General features: G+C 40.6%; 26 protein-coding genes. 14 read left to right on the top strand and 12 right to left on the bottom strand.

All coding sequences use genetic code 11. The annotated features are described in order from the left end of the window. The first annotated feature begins 18 nt into the window (after positions 1–18). Complete coding sequence (locus ACNJYY_RS21115) at positions 19–966, top strand: TIGR03943 family putative permease subunit (RefSeq protein ID WP_416730012.1); 948 nt, start codon at positions 19–21, stop codon at positions 964–966. Positions 967–1,171: 205 nt separating this feature from the next. Next, positions 1,172–1,741, top strand: coding sequence for a hypothetical protein (locus ACNJYY_RS21110; RefSeq protein WP_416730011.1), 570 nt, complete (start codon positions 1,172–1,174; stop codon positions 1,739–1,741). A 72-nt stretch (positions 1,742–1,813) separates the two neighbouring features. On the opposite strand, the gene ACNJYY_RS21105 is transcribed toward ACNJYY_RS21110, so the two are convergent. Beyond that, positions 1,814–3,397 carry a hypothetical protein gene (locus ACNJYY_RS21105; RefSeq protein ID WP_416730010.1) on the bottom strand — a complete coding sequence of 528 codons (1,584 nt, stop codon included), beginning with the start codon at positions 3,395–3,397 and terminating at the stop codon, positions 1,814–1,816. Positions 3,398–3,667: 270 nt separating this feature from the next. On the opposite strand from ACNJYY_RS21105, the gene ACNJYY_RS21100 reads away from it, so the two are divergent. The 5 genes from ACNJYY_RS21100 to ACNJYY_RS21080 all read left to right on the top strand — a co-directional run bounded on the left by ACNJYY_RS21100 (position 3,668) and on the right by ACNJYY_RS21080 (position 7,377). Beyond that, positions 3,668–5,242 (top strand): bifunctional metallophosphatase/5'-nucleotidase, encoded by a 1,575-nt coding sequence (locus ACNJYY_RS21100; RefSeq protein WP_416730009.1) that lies wholly within the window; start codon positions 3,668–3,670, stop codon positions 5,240–5,242. Between the two features lie 24 nt (positions 5,243–5,266). Beyond that, complete coding sequence (locus ACNJYY_RS21095) at positions 5,267–5,812, top strand: hypothetical protein (RefSeq protein ID WP_416730008.1); 546 nt, start codon at positions 5,267–5,269, stop codon at positions 5,810–5,812. 111 nt (positions 5,813–5,923) lie between these two features. Then, a complete protein-coding gene (locus ACNJYY_RS21090; protein ID WP_416730007.1) occupies positions 5,924–6,298 on the top strand; it encodes an SLAP domain-containing protein in 375 nt (124 codons plus the stop codon). A gap of 14 nt (positions 6,299–6,312) precedes the next feature. Further along, complete coding sequence (locus ACNJYY_RS21085; protein ID WP_416730006.1) at positions 6,313–7,032, top strand: lysophospholipid acyltransferase family protein; 720 nt, start codon at positions 6,313–6,315, stop codon at positions 7,030–7,032. Between the two features lie 120 nt (positions 7,033–7,152). Then, the gene (locus ACNJYY_RS21080) at positions 7,153–7,377 is read left to right on the top strand and encodes a hypothetical protein (RefSeq protein WP_066399175.1); all 225 of its coding nucleotides are present in this window, start codon (positions 7,153–7,155) and stop codon (positions 7,375–7,377) included. 57 nt (positions 7,378–7,434) lie between these two features. On the opposite strand, the gene ACNJYY_RS21075 is transcribed toward ACNJYY_RS21080, so the two are convergent. Next, complete coding sequence (locus ACNJYY_RS21075; protein WP_416730005.1) at positions 7,435–7,932, bottom strand: YajQ family cyclic di-GMP-binding protein; 498 nt, start codon at positions 7,930–7,932, stop codon at positions 7,435–7,437. Positions 7,933–8,110: 178 nt separating this feature from the next. On the opposite strand from ACNJYY_RS21075, the gene ACNJYY_RS21070 reads away from it, so the two are divergent. After that, the gene (locus ACNJYY_RS21070; protein ID WP_416730004.1) at positions 8,111–8,908 is read left to right on the top strand and encodes an alpha/beta fold hydrolase; all 798 of its coding nucleotides are present in this window, start codon (positions 8,111–8,113) and stop codon (positions 8,906–8,908) included. 461 nt (positions 8,909–9,369) lie between these two features. On the opposite strand, the gene ACNJYY_RS21065 is transcribed toward ACNJYY_RS21070, so the two are convergent. Then, entirely contained in the window at positions 9,370–10,584 is a 1,215-nt protein-coding gene (locus tag ACNJYY_RS21065) for an NAD(P)/FAD-dependent oxidoreductase (RefSeq protein WP_416730003.1), read from the bottom strand. Positions 10,585–11,107: 523 nt separating this feature from the next. Continuing rightward, positions 11,108–11,458 carry a general stress protein gene (locus ACNJYY_RS21060; RefSeq protein ID WP_416730002.1) on the bottom strand — a complete coding sequence of 117 codons (351 nt, stop codon included), beginning with the start codon at positions 11,456–11,458 and terminating at the stop codon, positions 11,108–11,110. Positions 11,459–11,719: 261 nt separating this feature from the next. Between ACNJYY_RS21060 and ACNJYY_RS21055 the strand changes: the two genes are divergently transcribed. Further along, entirely contained in the window at positions 11,720–13,309 is a 1,590-nt protein-coding gene (locus ACNJYY_RS21055; protein WP_416730001.1) for a bifunctional metallophosphatase/5'-nucleotidase, read from the top strand. 46 nt (positions 13,310–13,355) lie between these two features. Here ACNJYY_RS21055 and ACNJYY_RS21050 read toward each other — a convergent pair whose 3' ends face one another. Next, on the bottom strand, positions 13,356–13,913 hold the full coding sequence (locus ACNJYY_RS21050; RefSeq protein ID WP_416730000.1) for a beta-class carbonic anhydrase: 558 nt from the start codon (positions 13,911–13,913) through the stop codon (positions 13,356–13,358). A 359-nt stretch (positions 13,914–14,272) separates the two neighbouring features. Between ACNJYY_RS21050 and ACNJYY_RS21045 the strand changes: the two genes are divergently transcribed. Continuing rightward, positions 14,273–14,503: a hypothetical protein gene (locus ACNJYY_RS21045; protein WP_416729999.1), complete on the top strand. Its 231-nt coding sequence runs from the start codon at positions 14,273–14,275 to the stop codon at positions 14,501–14,503. 276 nt (positions 14,504–14,779) lie between these two features. Beyond that, complete coding sequence (locus tag ACNJYY_RS21040; protein WP_416729998.1) at positions 14,780–15,106, top strand: YwdI family protein; 327 nt, start codon at positions 14,780–14,782, stop codon at positions 15,104–15,106. Positions 15,107–15,413: 307 nt separating this feature from the next. Here the strand turns inward: ACNJYY_RS21040 and ACNJYY_RS21035 are convergent, their stop codons facing one another. Then, a complete protein-coding gene (locus tag ACNJYY_RS21035) occupies positions 15,414–15,584 on the bottom strand; it encodes a hypothetical protein (RefSeq protein ID WP_153236725.1) in 171 nt (56 codons plus the stop codon). A 203-nt stretch (positions 15,585–15,787) separates the two neighbouring features. Here ACNJYY_RS21035 and ACNJYY_RS21030 point away from each other — a divergent pair, with 203 nt between their 5' ends. Continuing rightward, positions 15,788–16,021 carry a YvrJ family protein gene (locus ACNJYY_RS21030; protein WP_082861534.1) on the top strand — a complete coding sequence of 78 codons (234 nt, stop codon included), beginning with the start codon at positions 15,788–15,790 and terminating at the stop codon, positions 16,019–16,021. Between the two features lie 115 nt (positions 16,022–16,136). Then, positions 16,137–16,508 (top strand): DUF423 domain-containing protein, encoded by a 372-nt coding sequence (locus tag ACNJYY_RS21025; protein ID WP_066399152.1) that lies wholly within the window; start codon positions 16,137–16,139, stop codon positions 16,506–16,508. Positions 16,509–16,578: 70 nt separating this feature from the next. Here the strand turns inward: ACNJYY_RS21025 and gerQ are convergent, their stop codons facing one another. From gerQ to ACNJYY_RS21005, 4 genes are all read right to left on the bottom strand, one after another. After that, the gene (gerQ, locus tag ACNJYY_RS21020; RefSeq protein WP_416729997.1) at positions 16,579–17,055 is read right to left on the bottom strand and encodes a spore coat protein GerQ; all 477 of its coding nucleotides are present in this window, start codon (positions 17,053–17,055) and stop codon (positions 16,579–16,581) included. Between the two features lie 12 nt (positions 17,056–17,067). Next, positions 17,068–17,499, bottom strand: coding sequence for a cell wall hydrolase (locus ACNJYY_RS21015; protein WP_197195348.1), 432 nt, complete (start codon positions 17,497–17,499; stop codon positions 17,068–17,070). A 393-nt stretch (positions 17,500–17,892) separates the two neighbouring features. Then, positions 17,893–18,636: a hydrogen peroxide-dependent heme synthase gene (gene hemQ, locus ACNJYY_RS21010; protein WP_066399147.1), complete on the bottom strand. Its 744-nt coding sequence runs from the start codon at positions 18,634–18,636 to the stop codon at positions 17,893–17,895. Between the two features lie 78 nt (positions 18,637–18,714). Next, positions 18,715–19,491 (bottom strand): sporulation protein, encoded by a 777-nt coding sequence (locus ACNJYY_RS21005; protein WP_416729996.1) that lies wholly within the window; start codon positions 19,489–19,491, stop codon positions 18,715–18,717. A gap of 228 nt (positions 19,492–19,719) precedes the next feature. Here ACNJYY_RS21005 and pta point away from each other — a divergent pair, with 228 nt between their 5' ends. After that, positions 19,720–20,691, top strand: coding sequence for a phosphate acetyltransferase (gene pta / locus ACNJYY_RS21000; RefSeq protein WP_416729995.1), 972 nt, complete (start codon positions 19,720–19,722; stop codon positions 20,689–20,691). 234 nt (positions 20,692–20,925) lie between these two features. Here the strand turns inward: pta and ACNJYY_RS20995 are convergent, their stop codons facing one another. Then, on the bottom strand, positions 20,926–21,759 hold the full coding sequence (locus tag ACNJYY_RS20995; RefSeq protein ID WP_416729994.1) for a lipoate--protein ligase family protein: 834 nt from the start codon (positions 21,757–21,759) through the stop codon (positions 20,926–20,928). Then, a complete protein-coding gene (locus tag ACNJYY_RS20990; RefSeq protein WP_416729993.1) occupies positions 21,759–22,559 on the bottom strand; it encodes a class I SAM-dependent methyltransferase in 801 nt (266 codons plus the stop codon). The genes ACNJYY_RS20995 and ACNJYY_RS20990 overlap by 1 nt, the downstream gene beginning before the upstream one ends. Between the last annotated feature and the right edge of the window lie 73 nt (positions 22,560–22,632).

Genomic DNA, 22,632 nt, shown 5'->3' with positions numbered 1-22,632 from the left:
AAAGGGAGGTAGGATACGATGAACAAAGAGAGTCGTGATTTTCATACGTATTTAAGAGGTATCATCTTAATCGGTTTCATGCTCCTGCTGATCGGATTAATCACAACAGGGAAGCTGAATTATTATGTAGCACCGAAAATGCATATCTTTGTCTATTTTGCGATCGGCATCTTAGGGATTTTAGGTGTGATGCAGTTCTTTAGACGATCTGATGAACAGCATGATGATGCATGTGGATGTGGTGTGGATCACACACCGAAGGGAAGGCCGCTCAAGCATTTCTTTATCTATATGATCTTTGTGATCCCTCTTCTTACTGGATTCATGATCCCTGAAAAAGCGATGGACAGCTCAGTCGCGGAAAAACGTGGCATTCGTTACGGAACGGGACTGTATGCTAAGCCAGCTCAAAAAACAGAAGAAGGTAAGGTAACCACTACACAAAATATTGATGTGGAAGCCTATTTAGATGATCCAGAAGGTTATATTAAAGAGATGGAAAAGAACGTTAAGGAAGAAAATCCGGTCGAGACTTATGATGTTACGGCGTATTATAAAAAGTTCGGAAAAGAACAGTTGGCGAAGGATAAAGTGAAAGTAACATCTGATCACTATCTCGATACGATGACTGTTTTGGATATCTACCTCGATAAGTTCAAAGGAAAAGAAATTGAAACGACAGGATTCGTATATCGTGAAGACGGGATGAGTGAGAATCAAGCTGTTATTGCGCGCTTTTCAATGAACTGCTGCAGTGCGGATGCCGTGGTATATGGAACCATCATTGAAGGCGATGGAGTATCCAAACTTAAAGCGGATGAATGGTATACCGTTACAGGAACCATTGATGAAACAGAGTTAAACAAAGTCCGTCTGCCATTAGTGCAGGTTGAGTCTCTAGAAAAAATTAAGCCAATTAAAGATCCTTACGTGTATCCGAGCCCTGAGAGTTTGGGAGCTTATTAGAAAGTAAAAAAGCATAAGCCAGCTAATTTCTTTAAGAATTAGCTGGCTTATTTTTATTCTGAAAATGTGTACTTCCTGATCAAGCTTATAGACTTGTCGTTTCAGCCTAAAGAGGATAAATAGTTATTAAATCGAATATATATCTTGTTGTATTTCACAAAAGGGTGATTTAAAAAGATTGCATTAATGAGTAGGAGGCAGGTATATGACATTGGATGAAATTAAGAAGATGAGAAGGCAGCAGTTTATACTAATGAATGTACTTCTACTTATTCTTGTTACTTTTTATTTAATCGTAATCCAAGTTATCGGTGTAACATCATCTCAATTCTTTTTAACTCTGGGAGTGGTGTTACTTATTCAATCCGTTATAGGGTTTGTCCGAATTAACTCGACCAAATCACTTTTTTCTATTTATGAGAAGATAAATCTATACGAAAAACAAAAAATGGGTGTTGAATGGAAGAAACAAAGAAAGATGAGTTACATCTGGATGTTCATTACTAGTAGTTTTTTATTCATGCAAGCATACTTGAATAGAGATATATCAGGAGACTTTTTTAAATTTGATATTCGTTATATGGTACTCATGCTTATCTTTATACTCGGGTTATCAAATTTAAGTCTCTTTATTCATGTTAAAAAAGTTGATAGCTCGAAATCTGCACAGGATCTAAAAGGTTATACTCGAAAAACAAATATAACAGCAGTTTTGCTAGGAGCAGTTTCTGCAATAATCCTTATTTTTATCACTCTTTTTTATATTATGATTTAAATATTATTTACAAAATATGAAAAAGCACTGCGGTCTTATCAGCAGTGCTTTTGGTTACTATCAACTATTCTTCTAGTAAACATACGTCCCAACAACAAAGAGTTCGAACAATACGGTAAGTCCGATAAAATAAGAGACTTGCGCAAACAATCCCCAATCCTTATCTCTAGCTACCTGCATCACCCACAGTGCGATCGCGGAAACGATTAGAGGAATGATGAATGAGCTTCCGGTAAAGGAAAGGTATTTTGGTGCTAGTGTATAGAATGTGTTGTTAAACAGAGACTGAATGACATAAAGCTGAGTGATTATAAAAAGTCCGATTGCAGTCCATTTCGCCCAAGGTTTTTCATCCTCAATAACGTCTATCCGTACAAAATAGAGGATGCCTAAGAACAATACAGAGGGCACTACCCAAATGAATGCGTTTGTCATAGCGATGAACGATACAACGAAAGCCGTAAACGCGTCAAACGTGGCAGTATATATATCTTGTTTCCCCATTTTTTTACTCGCACTTTTAATCTCTGAATCTTTGCTTGCTAAATAAAGTCTATAATCACTGACAGATTCTGCTTTTAACCAAGCAATCGTCTTTTCATCTACCAGTAACGGATATACTGAAAAATCACTCGTTGTACTGATTCGTGCTGCTTCCCACTTGTCGCCATTTAAACTAGCTTTGTAAATGTTGCCCGCTTCCTTTTTAGTAGAAATCGGTCCTTTCGCTGCAAATAGGATGATAGGCTGATTATTTTCTACGTTCAACTGCTGATAGGAAGGATTCTCGATCTCATACCCAAGCTCTGAGCTGTATAGCTTAACATTGCTGAAATCAATTGCTGTAAGCTGATCCGTTGGTGCCGCACCGTAAAACGTTTTAAACGTCTTCGTTCCTTGCTTAGAAGAATAAAAGGTATACATAAAATGAACTTGATCATCTGCTTCAGCAAAGCGGAAATTATAGATCTTATCTGTCGGTGTTTTGCTGTATCGCGTAATAGATTGAGCGCTATATTTTCCGTCAGCTTCTTTTAAATAAAAAGCTTCCATTTCTACTTTTTCACCAACAGTCAGGATGAATGATTGAGATGCTGGGTGACCTGATAATTCTGATAGCTTTTCTTTAGCTGTAAAGATAGATTGACTCTTTCCATCTTCAGGCATATAAACAAATACTTCATTACCTTTTGAATAAGCAAATCGATCTTTAGCATCAGCTAAAAGATCTACATCTTTATCTATGACTGTTTGCTTTCCATCATCATACAGAATAAGCTCACCACGAGAGATAAAGGCAATCTGTTTCCCGTTTGTCCAATAGTTCGCTCTTTCATCCAGAGCAAGATTCTCTTTTTTTTCAGAGACTAGATTTAGCTTTTCGTCTAAAGTTGTCACCTGTAAACCGTCTTTTTGATGAGTATAAGCATAATATTGGTCATCTCTTTTTATAACAGTTGGTTCAGCACTAATGGATTGAGCGGGTGTGCTTATTGATCGGCTCCAATCAGGATCAGGAAGCTTTGTCTCTTGTCTTACGTTATTCCAGATCACGGCTCCGATCAAAATTAAAACGACTGCAAAAGGAAGTAATAAAGCTCTGTAATTGGATTGATTTCTTTTCTTCTTGTTTTTTGTTTTTACATTCGTATTCATGATGATAGATCCCCCTATTTTCTATAAAACGATAAAGTAATACTACTCGTTATAATAGACGTATTTCCTTGTAAAAAATTTCAAATATTTCACAAAAAGATTTTATTGGAGGTAAATAATTTATCCATAGTTGCTCTTTGTGAATTTTTGTAGAATAACAATCATTCCCCCGGAAATATTGTCGAATATCATCAACGAATTTTTAAAGTGAGGTTTAGAATCTGATGGTATAATTTAGGTGTAAAAAAATAAAGAAGGTGGGGAGAAGGCATGGAACAATCCATTCATATTTTTGTGACAAGCGATATTCACGGCTATGTTCTCCCGTTAACGTACGCTAATAATGAAAAAGCAGATTTAGGGTTAGCAAAAACGGCAGCACTAATAAAAGAAAACATGTCTAACAATCTCAACACCTTCCTCATTGATAATGGAGACCTCATCCAAGGAACACCACTCACTTACTATCACGCAAAAACAGAGCAAAGTGATGTTAATCCAATGGTTCATGTATTAAATGAACTGAACTATGATGCTGCAATAGTAGGAAATCATGAGTTTAATTATGGTCTTCCCTATCTATATAAGACGATTGAAGAATCTAAACTCCCTTGGCTTTCGGCTAATATCGTACACCAAGGATCAGAGAAACCGGTATTTGGACAACCTTATGTGATCAAAACATTTGAGTGTGGCATAAAAGTAGCGCTCTTAGGATTAACGACACAATATATACCGAACTGGGAGAATCCTAATCATATTAAAGGTCTTTCCTTTCTAGATGCTGTGGAGACGGCAAAGAAATGGGTTCCTTATTTACGGTCGAAATCAGATGTTATGATCGTTTCTTATCATGGCGGATTTGAGAGAGATCTCAGAACTGGGAAACCGACGGAAATGCTCACGAAAGAGAACCAAGCATATCAGCTCTGTATGGAGGTCGAAGGGATCGATGTGCTTTTAACAGGTCATCAGCATCGCTTGCTTGAAGGTGAAGTGAATGGAGCAACGATCATTATGCCTGGAACACAAGGAACTGAGCTAGGGTATGTAGAAATAAATGTCCATGGTGAGGGTGATTCATGGAAAGTGAAGAAGAAAGAAGCAAAACTGATTTCTGTGAGTGACTACGAACCGGATCAACAGGTACTGGATCTTATTCAGCCATATGAGAGTGAAACACAGAAATGGCTGGATCAAGCTTTAGGACAAGTAGACGGAGACATGACGATTACTGATCCGATGTTAACGAGGCTAGCTGATCATCCGTTTATTGAGTTCATCAATAAAGTGCAGATGGAAGCGGCAGGTGTAGATATTTCAAGTACCGCCCTGTTCGATGATCATTCCAAAGGATTCTCAGAACATATAACGATGCGCGATATCGTTTCCAACTATGTGTACCCTAACACGTTAAAAGTGATCGAGATTACAGGAAGAGATATGAAGGATGCATTAGAGCGGTCAGCTTCTTATTTTTCTGTGAACGAAGAGGGTGATCCGATAATCAACCCAGCGTTTTCAATTCCAAAGCCTCAGCACTATAACTACGACATGTGGGAAGGTATACATTATGTGATCGACCTGGCGAAGCCGATCGGTCACCGCATTGTGAGTTTGATGAATAAAGGAAAACCGATCGAAAACGACTCCTTGTACGAGGTAGTGATGAACAACTATCGTGCTGGTGGAGGCGGTGATTATCCTATGTTTAAGGGAAAACGCGTGGTGAAGGATATTCCGATCGATATGTCAGAACTGATGGCAAACTATATTCTAAAAAGAGGAACGATACAAGCAACGTGCGATCACAATTGGCGTGTTGAGATTTCATCTTTCTTTTAAAAATAAGAGAAGCAGGTGGAGCGGATGAAAAAGTGGGGTTGGTTTGTATTCGTAATCATAGCCGTTTTACTCGCGGGGTGTTCGAGTGAAGAAAAAAGAACGTTGAACGATAAAGGTTTAACACTGCAAGACCATCCAAAAGGTGCTTATCCTCGTTATTACGACCAAGTTTCTAAGAAAGAAACACTTAAAGCTGTTCCGTTTTCACTGGAATTGCCTGATCGCTTGCCGTTTAAAGTCGCTCTTTCAACCTATCAGATCTCGGATTGGGGTGAAAAGCGGAATATCCTTGTAGACTCCGTTTTTTATCCGGAACAACAAGGGCAGAATGTATATTTGGCTTATCGAGTATCTAATTTTCTTCCAAAGACCGAGAAATTAGAAACAAAAGATGAAGTTGAGCTTAGTGATGGAACGGATGCTTATTTTTCAGGCAGTAATGATCTTCCTATCCTCGCTTGGAAGAAGGATGGCTTATTCCATAGAATGGAGTATTTAATAAAGGAAGATGCGGACAGAAAAGCGGAGAAAACGAAGCTCATCGAAGCAGCAAGTTCTGTTTTTGAATAATTATATATAAAAAAATGAGGCCGTGGAGTGACTGAGCTCTTGCGGCTTATTGTTTGAAATTCAATGGTTTGCAATAAAATATGATAATATGGTTCAAAGGAGGGGATAATCTTGCAAAAACTGCAGTTTGAATCAGCATGGGACAAGACTATAGCCCGCCAAGACAGAGAAGAGATAGAACGGATCTTTTCTGAGTTGCATTCAGATGAACATATGAGACAGCAGGCTGTGATATTGAAAACAGCTTATAATCATAAGGAAGAATTTTTAGTGACGGTGCTTGTAAATAATTATTCAACAGAGCCTTTCTCTTTAAACGGCAAGAAAGTGTTGTATATAGAAGAGGAGCATACGGTTGGTGAAATGGATTCCCGATATACGTTGGAAGTTCCTGCTGAAACAAGTATGCCATGGACGTTTATTTTTCCAGCAGCATCACTAAGAAAACAGCCATCTCGAGAGTATGGAAAATTAATCATCATGTAAAGCGGGGGAAACGTGTGAGAACGATTATTTGGTTTATTTATTTTTGGGGAATTTTATTAAAGTTGATCCCCTCATTAAACCGTGTAAAAAAGTTTTACTATGCCGGAAAGATAGAAGAGCGTGACCGCTTAGTAGACCAGAAGGTAAAGGAGTGGTCAACTTCGCTCGTTAAGCTTAGTGGAACGCGAGTATCGGTGAGTGGTGAAGAACATATTCCGAAAGATACAGCTGTTCTTTTTGTCAGCAATCATCAAGGTAACTTTGATATTCCGATTCTTTTAGGCTATATCCAGAAACCAAAAGCCTTCATCTCGAAGATCGAGGTCAAGAAGATGCCGTTTATCGGGACGTGGATGGAGCAGTTGAACTGTTTGTTCATGGACCGTAAGAATGTAAGGCAGTCTGTGCAAGCGATCAATGAAGGAGCTAAACTGCTGAAGAACGGAACATCTCTTGTTATTTTTCCTGAGGGAACGAGAAGTAAAGGCGACGAAATGTCAGAGTTTAAAGCAGGAAGTTTCAAACTAGCGACTAAATCTGGTGTGCCGATCATTCCTGTTACGATCAACGGTTCTTATAAAATTATGGAACAACAAAAGTTTTGGATCAAGCCAGCGGACGTTCACCTTACCGTGCATCCGCCGATTTATCCTGAACAGCATCAAGATGCTAAAGAACTGGCTAGATTGACAGAGGAAATAATTAAAAACGGTGTAAAAGAGGCTGTCTCTTAAGAACATTTTTTTGAATGAAGTGCGAATGTTGACGAAAACAGCTTAACGAATAACCTGTACGAACAGCATAGATATTTGTTATTATTGGGATAGAAGGTAATAATTTCTAGGAGGAATACCATGACAGGAACAATTACAGTCATTATGATATTCTCGATCCCCATTATTGCAATCGTACTAGGTCATTTTCAACAACAGACGAAACTTAAACATAAGATGCTACAAGATGAGATAGAACTGGAACGTTTAAAACATGACAACTATGTGATTGAAACCCAAAAGATGAGGATTGAACTTGAACAGATGAAACTGCTCGACTCACCTGATCAGAAAAAATCCGTATAAAAAGAGGATGACTCAAAAGCAGATTGCTTTAGAGTCATCCTTTTTGTTAGAACCTTTTTATCTGTAATTGATGAACTGCACGTCGATCGGCAGGTTTGCTTCTCTAACAAGGGCAATAATCTGCTGAAGATCGTCTCGGCTCTTTGCTGTTACACGAACTTGATCATCTTGAACTTGGCTTTTCACTTTAAGTCCAGAATTTTTGATCAGCACATTGATTTTCTTTGCGTTGTCTTTATCGATTCCAGTTACAAGTTTAGCACGTTGGCGAACCGTTCCACCTGATGCTTGCTCAATTTTGCTGTAATCCAAGTTTTTAGTTGATACGCCGCGTTTGATCAGCTTAGTGATCAAGACATCTTTTAGCTGCTCTAGCTTGTACTCGTCGTCGGAAACTAAAACGAGCTCTTCACTAGATTTGTCTAGTGTGATCTCACTTTTACTACCCTTAAAATCATAACGAGTTGTAATTTCTTTTGTCGCGATGTTAATCGCATTGTCTACTTCTGATAGATCTACCTGTGAAACGATATCAAATGAACTTTCTTTAGCCATTTTGTGAAACCTCCTGACGATTACTTCGTTTATATAGTTACAGTATAAATACATTGTGGTTATGTTTCCAGTTTGTACACATTCTTTTCCTTGGAAACGGGTACAAAATATATGTTTTTATGTTAAAATGAAGGCTGGAAAATTTACAGAATGTTTGAACCACTAGGAGGAGTACTTGTTGCTTCATTACAAAACGTACACACACGAAAAAAATCATCAATGGGTGATTTTTGTCCATGGAGCTGGGGGCAGTTCATCCATTTGGTATAAACAGCTAAGAGAATTTAAACAACATTTTAATATTTTGCTTGTGGATCTAAGAGGTCATGGCAAATCACAATCCGATACATTTTTATTAAAAAAATATTCGTTTAAAGAAGTAAGCCTTGATGTGCTTGAGGTTATGGATCATCTAAAGATTCAAAAAGCGCACTTTGTAGGCATCTCTTTAGGTACGATTCTTATTCAAACGATCGCAGAGCTCTATCCTGATCGGGTCGCCTCTATGACACTTGGCGGCGCGGTAACAAAAATGAATTTCCGCTCGCAGTTCTTGATTGCGATGGGTAACCTATGTAAATCATTCATCCCGTACATGTGGCTTTACAGCTTATTTGCTTGGGTGATCATGCCTAAAAAGAGACATGAAGCTTCACGTTCTTTGTTTATTGGAGAAGCGAAGAAGCTTTGTCAAAAAGAGTTCAAGAGATGGTTTAAGCTCACACTGAAGATCAATCCATTTCTGCAAAAGTTAACGAAAAAAGAAATTCCGATTCCAACGCTTTACATCATGGGTGAGGAAGATTATATGTTCTTACCGCCGATTCAGGCGTTCATCGATAAGAAGAAGCACTCCAAGCTTTTAACTATTAAAGATTGCGGACATGTATGTAATGTTGACCAGCCGGAGCTTTTTAACAAGAGTTCGATTGAGTTTATTCGCAAGCAGATTGCTGCTGCACCGAATGCTTCTTAAAACCTTAAAAACAGATGTTTGCGTAAACTTTGTTGTTCTTGAAAGTGGTTGATTTCCGTTTCAGGTGTTCGCTTTCCGGGGGGCGTGCGGTGAGCCACCTCGGCGCCATGCGCCCATAGGTGTCTCACCTGTCCCGCTGGTCCCCCAGGAGTCTCACACCTTACACTACAATCAACTTGTCACGGATGCCTTATTAAGATGGCGGTAGTAGCTACTATCTTTAACGACTAAGTTTAAGAACAAGTTAAAACAAAAGAAACGACCCTTTAAACAGGGTCGTTTCTTTTTGTTATTTTAGTTTTGCCAATTATTGATCGTGGTTTCGGGTCCTGCAGATGGGGTAGTGAACGTATAATTTGTACACCTCTCATAAATCCCTTCACTGCAAACCTCTCCGAAAGAAATCATCACGTAGCGTAAATCAACCACTTCTATGGAAACGAGCTATACAAATTGTTATTTTATAAACTTACAGCGCGTGCGATCGTGAACAATCGTGAAGCAGGGTGGAAGCCTTTTGTGATCAAATCTTTGATGATGGTTGCACCCAACATGCTGTAGACCGTACCGTTACCGCCAAAACCTAAACAATAGTACTCGCCGAGGCGGTTAGGATGTTCACCGATATATGGCAGTCCGTCATGTGACTCACCAAACGTCGCACACCAAGAATGAGAGATTTTTGGTGAGATATCGGGAAAATGTTCTTTGATTTTTTGAAGAATACGTTCGCCACGTTCTTCGATAAGTCCTTCATTTAATGGCGCTTCAGCCTTATCTTCATCAAGACCACCTGCAACGATTCTTCCATCCTTAGTTGTCCTCATATAAAGGTAAGGGCGTTTCGTTTCCCAGATCATCCATTCTTCGTACCACGTTTTCAGTGATGGTATCGGCTCTGTTACGATCGCGTACGAACGATTCAAATCTGCTCCTAGTTGCTGAGCTAAAAAGTCGTTCTCATAACCAGTCGCAAAAATTACATAACGCGCTGAGATAGTACCTTTTTCAGATTCACAGGTAAAGCCGTGAACGGTTTTAGTTTTTCGAATAAGAGGTGTGTGTTCAAAGATTCTCACTCCTGAGGCAGCAGCATCTTTCAATAACACCTGTACACACTTGTACGGATTTACATCTGCATCGCCACTCGTAACAAGAGCTGCTGGTTTTGAAAAAGGAAAACGTGAAGAAATCTCTTGAGGTTCTAAATATTCGACTGGGAAATCGTACTTCTTTAATGCCTCGTATTCACGCTCAAGTTTTAACGTGTCTTCAGGAGAGCTCGCATAGTACAAGCTTTTTTGTTCACGGAACTCAGGGTCTTCGGATAGTCCAGACGTCATCTTCTTTAGATCTTCTAACGCCTGTAAACAAAGTTGATAGAAATAGACAGCATCCTGTTCTCCCTGCTGTTCAATGAGTTCGTGCAGCATCTTATCGCTTGAGAACTGCAGAAGTCCTGTGTTTGCTGAGGAGCTTCCTGCACCGGGGTGTCTTCTATCGATCAATACAACATCTAGTTCTTTTTCTTGCCCGATTACATGGGCACAAAGGGCACCTGCCATGCCTCCACCAACAATTAGTACATCACACGATATATCTTCTTCAAGAACCGGGTACTGACCCGTGTTTGTATATGTTTCAGGCCAATAGAGCTGACCATTGTGTAAATTCATAGTTACTCCTCCTCGTCTTCTGTTCATTCCCCCTATCTTCTGTAAAGAAACGCATGAGAAGAAATTTTTTCAAAAATATGGATTTTGTGTGAATACTCTAACGGGAATTATTTTAGTAGGCTGTTTTTGTACTCATTGCTGCTTTTGAAAGATGTTGATTTTCGTTGCAGGCGCTCGCTTTCCGCGGGGCAGACGGTGAGCCACATTCGTACGTTCCGTATAAGTGTCTCACCTTTCCAGTTGCAGTGGCTAGCCCCTCGAGGTCAAAAGTTAAATGGTCTGTGATGAGCAAAGGGCGCCTTCCTAGCCCATTCACCTTTTGCTTGTCGGGGCTGAACGAGCCACTTCTACTCTTCGGACTGCCCGCCTGTCCCGCAGGAGGCTCGCACCTTCCACTACAATCAATATCCAAGAAGGAAATAAAAAAAGGCTAAACAGACTTTCAGTATGAGTGAGGAATGTTTAAAATTCACACAAAAAAAGAGCTGCATGCCCGATTGGACAAGCAACTCTCTTCATCACCTTATGGCAATGTATTTACTTTATCTTCTTCTTTTACGAACAATAAGATCTTACCCATGTCGAGCTTTTTCTCATATTGATCCGCTTCTACATCAGATAACCCTAGTTCTGTCATCTTGTTGCGAAGCTCATCGCCTCTAGACTCGAATACATTGCTTAGTGCCGTGCCGAGTCCTTCTTCTTTTAATCCGATTGTATTTACATCTGCGTCATGAGCAATATCTTTTGTGTCATCCTTTTCGTGGGATAATACATATAAGTTGTCCTCGTGAATTCCTCGAGCTTTCAGATCACTTGCAGCTGCAATCAATTCTTGTTGAGAGTTAAATTCATGTACGATAGGTTTTACCATTTACAATCCTCTCCTTTAAACGAAGTTATAGTGTGTATTCACGATTTCGAACAGGGTTAAACATCCTTTTTCAAACGCATACCGGGATAAAAGTACTAAAAATAGTGCTGGAATCCCACTGTGTAGGCATAAATTCCTTTTTTATAGGAATATAACGTTTTTACAGCATTTTTACGAAAATCCTCTATCATTTTACATTTCAAAATATATACTTTTAATTGTTGAGTTTTTTATAAAATGAGTGATAGGGGAGTTTGTTTAATGAAAAAGACATTATCAGCTTTAGCACTTGCTTTAGGATTAACGCCAATCGGCGCAGGTGTACATGCAGAGGAACACGACATCCCAAAACACAAGGGTCGTTATTTAGATGTTCAACTGCTTGGAGTAAATGACTTTCATGGACAGATCGATATTACGCGCACTGTGGCAGGAGAACCTGTTGGACGTGCAGACTATCTAGCAAGCTATTTAAAGATGAGAGAAAGTGAAAACCCTAACACGCTTTTGGTACATGCAGGTGATATGGTAGGAGCGAGCTCTCCAACATCAGCATTGCTGCAGGACGAGCCAACCGTAGAGATCATGAATAAGATGGGCTTTGATGTAGGTACACTAGGAAACCATGAGTTTGATGAAGGCATAGATGAGATGATGCGTCTAATAAAAGGCGGAACTCATGAAAAGACAGGTTATTTCAAAGGGGCAGATTTCCCTTATGTGGCTGCTAATGTCATAGATAAAGAGACGAAGAAAAATATTTTACCTCCTTATGTGATCAAGAAGGTTAAAGGAGTAAACATCGGATTCATCGGAGTAGTTTTCTCAGACACGCCGGATATTGTCATTCCAAGTGGAACAGCAGGCGTTGAATTTATAGATGAAGCAGAAGCAATCAATAAAGCTGCGAAATCTCTTAAGAAAAAGGGTGTAAAGTCTATCGTTGTTCTAGCGCATAACCCTGTAGAGCAATCAGCGACCGGAGAAGTATCTGGTGAGCTCGTGGATATGGCAAACAAAGTAGATGATGAAGTTGATGTAATGTTTGGAGCACACAATCATAGAAACGTGAACGCTGTAGTAGATAACAAACTGCTTGTACAAGCATTTTCTTATGGCACAGCTTTTGCGGATGTAGATTTAAAAATTGACCGCCGCACGAAAGATATCGTAAAAAGTAAAGCAGAAGTCGTGTCGGTTATGCAAAAAGGTATAACACCAGACTCAAGAATTACGAAGATAATTAAAAAAGCCGAAGATCAAGTAGCACCGATCATCAATGAAGTCGTAGGGAACACGAATCAACTCCTATCTGGAACAGAAGCTTATAATGGTGAGTCTGAACTGGGGAATGTGATCGCAGATTCTATGACAGAAGAGACGGGTACGGATTTTGCGTTTATGAATCCAGGCGGTATTCGTGATGTGATCAACCCTGGTGAAGTAACATGGGGAGAACTTTTTAACGTTCAGCCGTTTGGAAACGACCTTGTGACGATGACGTTAACAGGAGCGCAGATTAAAGAACTTTTTGAATCTCAATGGGCAACGGAAAAAGAGAAGATGCTTCAGATTTCTGGTCTGAAAGCTACATTTGATCTTTCAAAGCCAGTTGGAGATCGAACAGTTTCTATGGTTAAGAGTGATGGAACACCGATTGAGGCAGAACAAGAATATACGGTTACCGTAAACAATTTTATGGCCGGTGGCGGTGATGGTTATACCGTTTTATTAGAAGGAAAGAATCCGACGGTAAGCGTGACGGATCTCGAAGCACTAGTAAACTATTTTAAGAACCGTGATACCGTATCCGCACAGATTGAAGGGCGCATCACGAAGATCAATCCATAATAAAGAAAGGCAAAGCGTGTAAGCATACGCTTTGCCTTTTGTGTTTCTATTCTCCGCGTTCCACAAGATCAAGTCTTCCTGTAGCAGGGTCGATAACAAGACCATGTACTTTAATATCTTCAGGAAGCAGCGGGTGATTTTTTACAAGTTTTACACTGTTTCTCACAGAATCCTCAACACTTTCAAATCCTTGAACCCATTTCTTTAAATCGAGTCCAGAATATTTTAATGTGTCAAACGTTGCCTCTTCAATGCCGCGGTCTTTCATCTTGGCAAGTAGTCCATCTGCGTTTACATTGCTCATTCCGCAATCATAGTGGCCGATGACCATAACTTCTTCAGCTTTTAATTCATAGATGGCTACAAGGATACTTCTCATAATAGAACCGAATGGGTGGGAGATAACCGCTCCAGCGGATTTAATAACTTTTACATCACCATTCTTGATATTCATCGCACTTGGCAATAACTCAGTCAGGCGCGTGTCCATACAAGACACGATAACAAGTCCTTTATCAGGAAATTTAGTAGTTTGGAAAGGTTCATATTCTTTGTTTTCAACAAATTGGTGATTGAACGCTAAGATTTCGTTAAGTACGGACATGATTCTCCTCCTTGTTTCTACAGAAAATAATTAAAGTATAAAAAGATTTAGAAGTATACGTCTTTTTCTATCATATTCAGCTTAAACTCGCTAACATATTCACTTCTATATTCACTATTATACAAAAATGTGGGCCGAATCTGCTCTTTTTTGTATTTGAAGCGAATCTTTTGTTGATAGAAACTTTAAAACAAAAGCACATTGTGACAAACATTTTATAAAAAGGTACGTATAATCGCAATTAACACCACATACATTGGTAAGTCGAAGGGAGGGTGAAGTAAGAAAATCACTTGCCAGTAAAGTAGGGTTTAAATAGATCGGTACAAATCAACGAAAATTTGAAAGGGGTAGGGAAGATGGAAGTTATGACGTATGTACTTTGGGTTCTGCTGTTAATGGGGTCGGTTATGAAGAACTACATGGTGTCAGTTTCTATGCCGAAAACGGGACAAGTTATGATGGCGAATGAATCAGGTGTGAACTTCTTTTCGTATGGTGAAGTGAGTAACAAGAATGTATCGGAAGTTATGTCTGCAATTGCCGTTCCTCTCAATAATCAGAATTTCTGTTGGGTAGATACGTCGTAGATTACATAGTGTGAAATTTACGTTGATGTAGTAAAAATAGGTGAAATGAATGTATTGGGAAAATGAAGGGGGTCTGCTGTAAAAAAATCAATAGGGCTATTTTTCGCATTCACTATCATGCTCGCGGCAGGATCACCGTACGTGTGCTAGTGTATGAATATACTTGAGCGGAATTTGGAGCAAAAGGCAGCTTGTTTGAGCTGCCTTTTTTGGCATTTATTTTATTTATGTGAATGGATTTGATAGAATAAGAAAAAAACAATTGTGGTGAAACCGATGAATATATCAGTAAGTCAGTTTGCAAAGAAAATAGAAAAGCATGTTGCCGAAATGAAAGTATTAGATGAAAACTCTCCAAAACTGCGCGAACATGTATCAGCCATTCAAACATTGTGCGAATTGATGCTAGAAGCGGACGACGAAGGTGCAGCTGTTGACGTGAAAGGGTGGGTACCCTCATATCCCGTTCAAAAGCCAGCCAGCCTAGTAACCGCTCCTCCCGCAAAAAAACATCAAAAGTCTATGATGGATTATGATATGGACTATGAGGATGACGATCAAGACGAAAAAGACGGCAACGGAGAATCTATTTTTGATTTTTAAATGTTAGTTTGCTAAAAAACCTGCTCTTTTTGAGTAGGTTTTTCTTTTTTTGTGTTGGTTTGTAAGGGAGAGAGTACTTGTGGTGGGGTAGAAGGAGAGGGGATTCCGGAAATTCTGGAGATAATTCCGCGAGAATCAAGGTTAATTCCGCGTGTTCGTACAATAATCCCGCGAGTTTTCCCCGCAATTCCGGTTTTGATATTTTTACAGGGCTCTCACCGCGTGCCCCGAACAAAACGAGCACCTGAAACGGAGATCAACGGCTTTCAACATTTCCTCAAAAAAAACAGCACCATTATCAGCGCTGTTAGATCGAAACATACGTATTTTGGTGTTCCATTCTTGCATCTCTACGTTTTGCGATTTCAATTTTTTCGTTAATCTTTTTATTAGAAAAATAAATGGCAGTCACTGTTGCGATTAGACTTAGAGCAGCTAAACCAAGAATTGTATATATCATTGTAATAAGAAGTTCCATTTTATTGTTCCTCCTCTTATGTAATTTTTTTCTGTCTTATTTTTGTTATTCCACTGTGTCAATTATTTAAACCTCTTTTTTGTATAGGTCCTTCGAATCAAAATGAAAATATGAGAAAGGAATGATGGTAAATATTCTCCGTTCGCTTTATACTAAAATTACGAACATACGTTCTGTTTTGTTCGATAAAAAATGAGGGGTGAATGGAAATGGTCGGAGCAAGTGAATGGTTAAACTTAGTTAATCTCCTCGGTAATGTGGGCTTTCCTATCGTCATTGCGGGCTACTTGCTTTTTCAGTTTGAGAGGCGTATTCAGAGCTTAGAAGGAATCATCCGGGAACTTCACTCTGAATTAGTAGAAAAAGAAGAGCTTGAGCGTAAGATTGATCAATACGTCCGATTGCTTGACAGCGAACGTCAGCCGAAAAAACGTTAGCGTTCGCTTTTTTTATCATGGACAACCCGTCCGCCAAAATTTTTACAATCCTGTGGCAACCTTTGTATTGTCATTTTTCAATGGTAAGATAAAAGAAAAACAGGAGTGGAACAGGATGAAGCTTTTTCTTATATTAGGTGCGATTCACGCGATGCTTGCGGTTATGCTTGGAGCTTTCGGGGCACATGCACTTGAAGCTAAGCTAAATGCAAGAAACATGCTAAATGTGTACCAGACTGGTGTTCAATATCACATGTATCATGCTCTGGCTTTGTTAGTTGTCGGTGTTTTACTTGGTAAATTCCCAGCTTCAACGCTATTAACAGGAGCAGGTTGGTCGTTCTTTATCGGCATACTGCTTTTCTCAGGAAGTCTGTATGCTCTCTCAACGACGGGGATGAAATTCTTTGGTCCGATTACACCGCTTGGCGGCGTAGCGTTTATCGTTGGTTGGATCCTGCTGATCATCGCAGTTGTAAAAGCATAATAAATGGCGCTCTCTTAAATTAGAGGGCGCCATTTTCATAATTGCCTGAACCAGACAGGAATAATATCTATCAACGAGGGCTGTATTGTGACATCTGACCGCCTTGCTGCTGCTGTTGCGTACCAAACGGATAACTATAGTTGATCTCTTCATCAAACGTGACATAGTTTACATACACCATTAATAACAGATAACGTTTACCTGTTTGCGGGTCGCTAAGGATGATATGATCACGTCCAGCGGCTTCAATGATTCCTTTAAACACCTTGGCGTTCCACTTTTCATTGTTCTCAAAAGTCATATAAACGGTTGCAACTTTACCTTTGTTCATCCTTAAAATATTTTCGATGTAGGACTGCTCGAGCGGAAGCTGGCCAGGTGCACCGATATCTTGCAGAGGGCCGCCGCCCATTCCTGGTGCCTGCTGACTTTGTGCCATGTCTTGAGGAACCCCCATGCCTGCCATTCCTCCCATGCCGCCACCCATCATACCCATTCCATTTTGAGCCCGATAATACTCTTGGCCGTACGGATTAAAGTTGTTCATCAACAAACCTCCCTAAAAGGTGTTAAACACATTTGGACAATCGCTTTGTTTCGGCTGATAAAAACAGTGAGCCTTGAAGCTTCCCGAGTGAGGCTGATTGTACCAAGTCTTCGGACAAGCCCCTTTTGGATCGAAAAACCATAACGAATTTCTGGCAGGGTGGAAGCGCTGCCCGTTAATAACCCTTTTCGCTAACCTTCTTTCATTCTCTCTAGCACCTTGATAAAAATATCCTTTGATCGTTGCTTCAAATCCTCCAGGTCTTTGAAAGACCATCTGCTGCATCGTACGAATATTTTTAAAATCAAGGCAGTTGGAGCGAATTCGATTTACGCCGGTATTACCAACAAGGAGCATCCCTTGGTCACCTTCACCCTCAGCTTCCGCACGTATGAGACGTGCCAGCAAGTCAATATCCTTATTTGTAGCCTTAATGACTGCCAATTGCCTTCCCCCTCTATGTTGTTAATCGTGGTGTACAAGCAGGGAAACAGAACATTCGATATATGTGTATGAGCTGTTTTGGGAAACTAGACCAAAAATGGGATGGGAGTTTCATGTTTTTGAGACATTTATGAGGGGGTGGTGATAAATTGATTCTAATCAGGAATGAAAGAATCAGTAGAGTGGAAGGTATGTTCTTGTGGAAAGGACATTATAGATTGGTGTTTAAATGGGGGAACCTCTAGCAGTTAATTTCACGGTAATCCTTTTTTTATTCACGGTAAGTATGCATAATTTCACGGATAAAGTTAATAAATTCACGGATAAAAAAATTTATCAAAGTTTCGACAAAAACAAAAAAGATGACTCGCCATTAACGAGTCACCTCAAATTTTACACCTGCAAATAAGCGGGCACTGCTTCTTTTGTAAGGATGTTTCCAACATAGAAAGATCCGAACTCGCCGTAGCGCGCACTTACTTCGTCAAAGCGCATTTCGTAAACGAGTTTTTTGAATTGAAGCATGTCGTTTGAGAACAGCGTTACGCCCCATTCCCAATCATCTAGACCAACGGATCCTGTGATGATCTGCTTCACTTTCCCTGCATATCCGCGGCCGATCATGCCGTGAGAGTACATCATCTTCTTGCGCTCTTCCATCGGCAGCATGTACCAGTTATCTTCGCCATCACGACGCTTGTCCATTGGATAGAAACATACATGCTTCCATTTTGGCAGCTCTGGGAACAGACGAGCTTTGATCATTGGATCCATCTCGCCGCTCTCGTTCTGCGGATTGTACGTACTTAGCTCGACAACAGAAACGTAAGAGTATTCTTTTACTGTATATTGTGCGAATGCTGTTTTGTTAAACGCATTTTCGATCTCGTTCAGTTCTTCCATCGTCGGACGAAGAAGCATCATCATAAAGTCAGCTTTTTGACCCATAATGCTGTAAAGAGCATGGCTGCCCACTTTGTTAGCTTCTACGTTCTCCCACTTCTCAAGGAACGTCAAAAATTCATTGATCGCATATTCTCTCTGATCACCGGAAAGCGTTTTCCAAGCGGCCCAGTCCATCGTACGGAAATCATGAAGGCAATACCAGCCTTCTAATGTAATCGCTGCTTCACTCATCAACTATTCACTCCTTGCTAGATATAAACACGTCCCTACAAATATACCATAAGTAGGGACGAATCCAAAAAGGAGGGATTAACTGTATTGACGAAGCAGCTGCTCGATCTTGCTCTTAACACCTGCAGGATTTCGAAGTTCAGAGCGTGACAGTGTGAGGCGGACCTTCGTCTCATCCATGTCCATCGCTTCAGACAGCATGCCGAACAATCCCTTACCTTTTTTATCAATTTCTAAGAACAGCTCGATGCTGTCTGTTTGTGGAACCATGATTACTTCAAGCTCATCCAGCTTTCCAGCATAAGCTCCTGACGTTGGTACATACTCAAACTCTTGTAAAAACGGAAGTCTGCGGCGCATATAACGCGGTGCAGAACCGCAGTAAGCTTTTCTGAGGCGGAACCCAAGCTGTTCGATCGCATCAAAGATCGCAGAAGTTTCACTATCTGGCAGCACACGAATCTGATCGTTATCTGTTGGGTCAACAGTCATTTGAATATCAAGCCCTGTTTTGATCCATACCGGCGTGTGTCCAAGTGTTAATGGAGCATCATATGGAAGTTTAAGAGAGAACGGAATCTCTTGCTGGCTGCCTGCTTTTACAACAAGTGAGCTCGTTACATTCGTCTTTTCGATCGCTGCAGTATCTCGCACTTTTTTATCGTCCACTTCACGATAGTATTCTGTCATAACATAAAGTGTGATGTGATCGATGTTTTGATCGACTTTGCCTCCCTCGATTTTAATCTTTCCTGTAATGCTCTCACCAGGTGAGTACGTATCTTTATCTAAAATGGTGTCTACCTTTGCTGATCCAATACCTACAGAAGCTAACATACGGTTTACAAAAGACATGTAAAATTCCTCCTCAACATTTTTCAAACAATTTTACGGTAGATGAACGAAAAAGATTCAAATAGAAAAAAATAAATTTCATAGACGTAAAAAAATTCTAAATATAAGAACTTCTTTTATCAAGCGCTTACAACTGCATGGATAGGTTTAAAAGGTGAGAAAAAAGGAGTACCCTAATAGTGAGTGCAAAAAAGTACAGGCTATATAGAGAAAATAGGAGGCTAAATCATGAGTGATCTTTTTATAGATTTAAAGAGTAAAGTCCAGTCGGCTAACCCAACCATCGTTTTTCCTGAAGGAACGGATGAAAGAATTCTAGAGGCAGCAAGCCGTCTAGCATCTGAAAAAGTTCTTCAACCGATTTTAATAGGAAATCCTGCTGACGTAACAGCCAAGGCGCAAGCTGGTGGATTTTCATTAGATGGAGTAGAAGTATTAAACCCTGCTGAATACGGCGAGTTCGACATGTTGGTTGACGCCTTAGTGGAACGCCGTAAAGGAAAAACAACAAAAGAGCAAGCACGTAAGATCCTTTTAGATGAGAACTATTTCGGAACGATGCTTGTTTATACAGGGAAAGCTCACGGACTTGTAAGTGGTGCAGCACATTCAACTGCTGATACGGTTCGTCCGGCTCTACAGATCATTAAAACAAAAGAAGGCGTGAAGAAGACTTCAGGCGCGTTCATCATGGTTCGTGGGGATGAAAAGTATGTGTTCGCAGATTGCGCGATCAACATTTCACCTAACAGCCAGGATCTAGCTGAATCTGCTATGGTTTCTGCTGAAACGGCACGTGTTTTCGGTATCGACCCGAAAGTTGCGCTTCTTTCTTTCTCTACAAAAGGATCAGCGGTTTCGCCTGAGACAGAAAAAGTAGTTGAAGCATTGGAAGTTTTAAAAGGAATGAACCCGGACTTCCCATATGATGGAGAGCTTCAGTTCGATGCAGCATTCGTTCCATCTGTAGCAGCGAAAAAAGCTCCAGAATCACCGATCAAAGGGGAAGCGAACGTATTTATCTTCCCAAGTCTTGAAACAGGAAACATCGGTTACAAGATGGTTCAACGTCTTGGCGGATTTGAAGCGATCGGGCCGATCCTTCAAGGATTGAACATGCCAGTAAACGATCTTTCTCGCGGATGTAATGCAGAAGATGTTTACAAATTAGCATTGATCACAGCGATGCAAGCTCTGTAAGTTCATAATTTAGGTGAAGCCAGCTCTTTGCAGCTGGCTTTTTTGTATGGAAAATGGAAGCCATGGTGGTGGAGCTGCCGCTAAAAATACACCATCACATAAAAATGGAGTCACATCACATAAAAAAGAGGAGATATCACATAAAAATTACGGGTTATCACATAAAAATAACTATTCATCACATAAAAATAGATTCCAACTCAAAAGCTGTACACCTCAAAAAGACACCGCCACTTACAGTGACAGTGCCTTTTCGTTCCGATCCCACATTCGCTTTATATTCCCAGGAAGCAGCTCGCTTTCCTCTGCTGAAAGCTGACCGCTGTAAAAAAGTTCGCTATTTTTGTGCAGCACTCTTAATAAAGCACCGTGTATATCTGCTACGGTTAACGGTTGTCCAAGCAGTTCCGCTAAACTGGCCATCACATCAGGCTCAATCACCGGATATTGAAACTTTGTATCCTCACCAGCCAACCCCCGCCTATAAAACTCTCCAATCACGGACGCGCGCTCTGAACCGCTGCCGTCCACACATAAGTAGATCTGTACCGCAACACCGCCGCGCATACGCCGCTGAGAGATTCCTGCAAACTTTTTGCCGCCGATACTTAAATCATAACTTCCCGGGCAATAAGAACCGACGATCTCGTATGCTTCAAACTTCGCATCATACGGCGCAAGAAGCTCTTCCACGAGTGCGGTCATCGTGTCGTACCCTTGATTGATATCGATCGTTCCTTCTTTTTCAGGAAGAATAAGTGAGATGTTCAACACGCCGCTATCAAGCACCACGGCAAGCCCGCCGGAATTCCTCACAATTACGCGATAACCCCGAGACTCCAGAAAATCAATACCTTCCTTCAGGTGAGGAAGACGTGTATCTTGTATGCCAAGGACGATCGTGTCGTGATGAACCCACGTTCGTGCCGTGGCGGGAGAATCCCCGCTCCCGATCGACGTGCAAAGCGTATCATCTGTCGCAAAAGACTGCCGTGCATCAAAAGATGGACCGAGTGTAGACTGATCGATCAACCGCCAAACAGGTTGAGAGAGTAGATGATCGGTCATTACAATTTCTCCGCCACGATGATGAATGACTTTGGAATACCGCGGTCGAGTTCATCTGGATGCGGTTCTTCAACGAGCTGTTTGATCCAGAGACCGGCTGATCCGATAGCAGTTATGATCTCGCCAAGCGTCCATTGGCGGATCTGTACTTGAAATGGTGCGCGTTCTTCTGAAGTTGCGTACTGAAGTTCAGGTAAAAATTTTGAATAAGCCACATCTGTTGTAACAAGCTCTTCACTAAAATAATCTCCAGATACTTTATGCTTCCTAACCGCTTGGCTCTTTCCTTGAGATTCTATTAACTTTGTTGAAACAGGGTGGAAGTCTTGCAGGATCAAAGTTCCTCCCTTTTTCAAAAGTTCTGCAACAACATTGAAGTATTCGTTCAGATCTGCAAAATAGTGCAGAATGCCGTTTTCCATAAATGCCATATCATAATCGCTTGTTATTTCGGATTGTGGCAGGTTTAAAATATCCTCAACCACATAGCGGAAATCAACGTTAGCGGCTGCAGCCAGTTCACGCGCATATGCTGCATTCGACTCTGAGATATCGATCACTGTTGTCTCTGCTCCAAGGAGAGAGAGTGCGACTGCTTTACTGCCGTGTGAACCTAAGAGATTCACGATCTTTTTGCCTGAGACTTCACCAATGTACTGATCTAATGGCTGAAGTCTGCGTTTCGGATCTTTTAGAATACGAGAAACTGCTTTCTCCGGCGCGCCAAAACGGTTCACCCAGGCTGTATAAGAGCTGTTGCTCCATGCTTGTCCGTTTCTTATTCTTCGATCTTGATCCATGATGAGTTCCTCCTGAAATCTATATAAAATCTATCATATCCGTTATAAGCCTTATCTAGTATAACCCAAATGT

Origin of the sequence: Fictibacillus tiangongensis (assembly GCF_048083785.1) — a bacterium.
Lineage (GTDB): Bacteria > Bacillota > Bacilli > Bacillales > Fictibacillaceae > Fictibacillus.
The sequence above is the reverse complement of the archived record's forward strand: the minus strand, read 5'-3'. Positions and strand labels throughout refer to the sequence as shown.